Source organism: Rheinheimera sp. WS51 (assembly GCF_050936095.1).
Taxonomy (GTDB): domain Bacteria; phylum Pseudomonadota; class Gammaproteobacteria; order Enterobacterales; family Alteromonadaceae; genus Alishewanella.
The window spans coordinates 1-1,026 of the sequence record NZ_JBOTRC010000046.1 but is presented as its reverse complement, the minus strand read 5'-3'; the positions used below and the strand labels follow the sequence as shown (position 1 = coordinate 1,026).

Here is a 1,026-nt window from a genome sequence, read left to right as displayed (position 1 = left end):
CGCCACACACGCGAGCAGCTTGTTGCGAGTCGAGCGCCGCAGGCGCGTTGTGCTGGCGATTGTTAGAGCTCACAGCTTGATTATTGCCAACATATCTTCACCATCTTTATCCAAACCCATTTCCTGAAAGCCAAAGCTAGAGTAAAAATCTTTTGCCACTGGGTTTTCAGGGTCATAGCAAATTTCTATTTCTTTTACTTTGTCACTGGCTTTGATTTCATTGAGCGCCAAATTTAGCGCAGATCTACCAATGCCCGTTTTTTGGTAACGTTGATCCACCATAAAGCGCCAAATAGACACTTTTTCAGGCGTTTCAGATACCCACATGAAAAAACCGACCGGTTTATCGTTTTGATAGATCGCTCTGCAGGTATGCCCTTGGCAGTAATGTGACTCAACCAAAGACCACATATTGCTCGCAACATATTCCTGTTGCTCATCCGTGACATCTAAATCACACACGGCCTCATAATTTGAACTTGTTACTGCTTCCAGTCTGATACTCATCGCATCCTGCATATTTTATTTATTTGTAATCACAAATTCATGAAAGCCTTCGGTCTCAGGTGGTTCAACTTTCAATACATTCTCAATAGGTAATTTTGCAAAAAGTCTGTCCCAAAACTTTAATGCTTCGCGGTCTTTTTCATAAACGGCTACATGCCAATTTGATGAGCTATTTAACATTAACTGGCGAACAGCATGCACAGCGATACCTTTTGATCGGTACTTAGGTAGGATAAAAATATCAGACAGCTCAGGCATTTCACGCTCTAATATTTCTGTTGGCTCCACAGTCACGAAACCTGCGAGATTGTTCTCAACAATAATTAAGTAAGCGTCACAGTCTTCGTCACCCGCAGCGACATCGCTGAGGTATTCTTCATCAATATCAAATCTGCCTGAACTATCGATATCTTCGTTATCAAAATTACTTTGATGGTATTGATAAAATTGCCAAAGCATTGAAAATGCTGGCAAATCTTTTTTAGTTAATTTTCGGAGTGCTATGTTCATTTTTATCTC

Annotated in this window: 2 protein-coding genes; both read right to left on the bottom strand. The window is 40.8% G+C overall.

The genetic code is table 11. The features are described 5' to 3' along the window. Window positions 1–69: 69 nt before the first annotated feature. The gene (locus tag ACRCA4_RS14955; RefSeq protein WP_433190373.1) at window positions 70–507 is read right to left on the bottom strand and encodes a GNAT family N-acetyltransferase; all 438 of its coding nucleotides are present in this window, start codon (window positions 505–507) and stop codon (window positions 70–72) included. A 15-nt stretch (window positions 508–522) separates the two neighbouring features. Continuing rightward, window positions 523–1,026 (bottom strand): GNAT family N-acetyltransferase (locus ACRCA4_RS14950; protein ID WP_433190370.1); only part of this gene is annotated, 504 nt, incomplete at its 5' end.